This is a genomic window from uncultured Intestinimonas sp. (assembly GCF_944387245.1).
Classification (GTDB): domain Bacteria; phylum Bacillota; class Clostridia; order Oscillospirales; family Oscillospiraceae; genus Intestinimonas.
The window spans coordinates 1-3252 of record NZ_CALXEE010000133.1; the positions used below are offsets into that span (position 1 = coordinate 1).

Consider the following 3252-nt stretch of genomic DNA (forward strand, 5'->3'; position numbering starts at 1 on the left):
CAGGACTGGCTCCTCATGTTCAAGAACGAGACCCACAACCACCCCACCGAGATCGAGCCCTTCGGCGGCGCGGCCACCTGTATCGGCGGCGCCATCCGTGACCCCCTGTCCGGCCGGTCCTATGTCTACCAGGCCATGCGAGTCACCGGCTGCGGCGACCCCCGCACGCCCCTGAGCGAGACCCTGGAGGGCAAGCTGCCCCAGCGGAAGCTGTGCACCACCGCCGCGGCGGGCTACTCCTCCTACGGCAACCAGATCGGTCTGGCTACCGGCCTGGTCAGCGAGATCTACCACCCCGGCTACGTGGCCAAGCACCTGGAGGTGGGCGCCGTGGTGGGCGCCGCCCCGGCCTCCAACGTGGTCCGGGAGCGCCCCGCCCCCGGCGACAAGGTCATCCTCCTGGGCGGCCGCACCGGCCGGGACGGCATCGGCGGCGCTACCGGCTCCTCCAAGAGCCACGACCTCAAGAGCCTGGACACCATGGCCTCCGAGGTCCAGAAGGGCAACGCCCCCGAGGAGCGCAAGCTCCAGCGCCTCTTCCGCAACCCTGAGGTCACCCGCCTCATCAAGCGGTGCAACGACTTCGGCGCCGGCGGCGTCAGCGTGGCCGTGGGCGAGCTGGCCGACGGCCTGGACATCGATCTGGACGCCGTGCGGAAGAAGTATGACGGCCTGGACGGCACGGAGCTGGCCATCTCCGAGAGCCAGGAGCGCATGGCCGTGGTGGTGGCCGAGGGCGACGTGGAGACCTTCATCGCCGCCGCCAGCGCCGAGAACCTGGAGGCCTACGTCGTGGCCACCGTCACCGAGTCCCCCCGGATGGTCATGCACTGGAACGGCGCCGTCATCGCCGACCTGTCCCGGGAGTTCCTCTCCTCCAACGGCGCCGACAAGCACACCACCGTGGTGGTCCCCCCGGCAGAGATGGGTCTGCCCTTCGCCGGCGCGGGCCTTCGGGAGCTGTGCTCCGACCTGAACCTGGGGCTCCAGCGGGGCCTTGGGGAGCGCTTTGACGGCACCATCGGCGCCGCCTCGGTGCTCATGCCCTTCGGCGGCAAGACCCAGACTACCCCCACCCAGGCCATGGCCGCCCTGCTGCCCGTGGACCCTGGCCACGAGACCGACACCTGCTCCGTCATGGCCTGGGGCTTCCGCCCCCGGTGGATGGAGAAAGACCCCTTCCACGGCGCCGGCGTGTCGGTCATCGACTCGGTGGCCAAGCTGGTGGCCGCCGGCTGCGACCCCGCCAAGGCCTACCTCTCCTTCCAGGAGTACTTTGAGAAGCTGCGCAATGACCCCGTCCGGTGGGGCAAGCCCTTCGCCGCCCTGCTGGGCGCCTTCACCGCCCAGATCGGCCTGGGCGTGGCCGCCATCGGCGGCAAGGACTCCATGTCCGGCTCCTTCCTGGGCCTGGACGTGCCCCCCACCCTCATCTCCTTCGCCATCGCCCCGGAGAAGGCCCAGAACGTCATCACCCCTGAGTTCAAGGCGGCCGGCCACCCGGTCTACCTCTTCCAGCCCAAGTTCAGCGGCGACTACGGCGACCTGAAGGCCCTGTGGATGGACTTCCACAAGCTGTGCCTGGCCGGTCACGTAAAGGCCGCCTGGGCGGTCACCGCCGGCGGCAGCGCCGAGGCCGTCATCAAGATGTCCTTCGGCAACCGCATCGGCTTCACCTCCGACGCCCGCCTGGAGCGGGACCCCTTCTGGATCACCACCCCCGGCGCCATTGTGGCCGAGTGCGACGGCCCCGTACCCGGCGCCACCCTGCTGGGCTACACCTCCAATGAGCCCATCGTCTCTCTGCCCAACGATTCCGCCCCCATCGACGAGCTGCTCGCCGTCTCCGAGGACGTGCTGGAGAACATCTACCCCACCCGCACCGACGCCGCCGGCGACGTGCCCACCATCAGCTGCGCCGAGCCCTCCCCCGCCGTGTGCCGCCACAAGACCGCCCGGCCCAAGGCCGTCATCCCCGTCTTCCCCGGCACCAACTGCGAGTACGACACCGCCCGGGCCTGCCTCCGGGCCGGCATCGAGCCGGAGATCGTGGTGGTGCGCAACCTCAATTCCGACCTCCTGTCCCAGTCGGCCCAGGCCCTGGAGCAGGCCATCCAGAGCGCCCAGATGATCGTCCTTCCCGGCGGCTTCTCCGGCGGCGACGAGCCCGACGGCTCGGCCAAGTTCATCTGCTCCTTCTTCCGGAACCCCCGGCTCACCGACGCCGTCCACCACCTGCTCAAAAACCGGGACGGCCTGATGCTGGGCATCTGCAACGGCTTCCAGGCCCTCATCAAGCTGGGACTGGTGCCCTACGGCGAGATCCGTCCCTCCATGGACGACAAGTGCGCCACCCTCACCTTCAACGACATCGGCCGCCACCAGAGCCGGTACGTCACCACCCGGGTGGCCAGCGTCCGCTCCCCCTGGATGCTCAAGAGCCAGGTGGGCGACCTCCACGCCATCCCCATCTCCCACGGCGAGGGCAAGTTCGTGGCCCCCCAGCCCCTGCTGGACCGGCTCATCGCCAATGGCCAGGTGGCCACCCAGTATGTGGACCTCTCCGGCGAGCCCTCCATGGACATCTCCGCCAACCCCAACGGCTCTCTCTGCGCCATCGAGGGCATCTTCTCCCCCGACGGCCGGGTTTTTGGCAAGATGGGCCACTCCGAGCGCCGTGGCGAGCACCTGGCCAAGAACATCCCCGGCGACAAGTTCCAGCCCATCTTCGAGAGCGGCGCCGCCTACTTCGCGTAAAAGGTATCGCCTATGGATACAGTACTTACCCCCTCCGAGGCCCTGAAGGCCCTGGAGGACTGCTACGACGCCCTCCTGGAGGAGCTGCCGGCGGCCAGGCGGTCGGAGGACCCCAAGGGCATTCTGGCCAGCATGTTCTCCGGCCACAGCTACCACCCCGGCCTGGACGCCCTGATGGCCCGCTACCTCCCCCTCCTGAACGGCCACGTGGAGACCCTGGTCCTGGCCGTCCAGGCCCGTCCCGGCCCCGAGGCCCAGGCGGCCGCCCTCCGGGGCCTGGAGCGGCTCCTCTTCTACCCCAGGCCGGCCACCATGCCGGAGACCTACACCCTGCTGGCCCTGGAGGGCTGCGGCCTGCCCCTGCCCCCCCTCCTCTCTCCCGGTGACCGGCTGGATCTGGCCCAGCGGTACGGCAAGCAGACCCCGCCCCGGCAGATGATGCCCAACCAGAAAAAGCTCTGGAAGGCCCTCTCGGCCCGCTGACCACACCACCGC

At 69.6% G+C, this 3252-nt stretch carries 2 protein-coding genes; both read left to right on the top strand.

Features of this window, described 5'->3' with window-relative positions; genetic code table 11:
* Positions 1-2757, top strand: a 2757-nt coding sequence (locus Q0K15_RS11020) for a phosphoribosylformylglycinamidine synthase (RefSeq protein ID WP_294515893.1), incomplete at its 5' end; no start/stop codon positions are given.
* Positions 2758-2769: 12 nt separating this feature from the next.
* Entirely contained in the window at positions 2770-3240 is a 471-nt protein-coding gene (locus Q0K15_RS11025) for a hypothetical protein (RefSeq protein ID WP_294515894.1), read from the top strand.
* The last annotated feature ends 12 nt before the right edge of the window (positions 3241-3252 follow it).

Bases quoted from the DNA above. Each gene is read 5' to 3' on its own strand.
- Q0K15_RS11025 (WP_294515894.1), top strand. From the start codon at position 2,770: ATGGATACAGTACTTACCCCCTCCGAGGCCCTGAAGGCCCTGGAGGAC.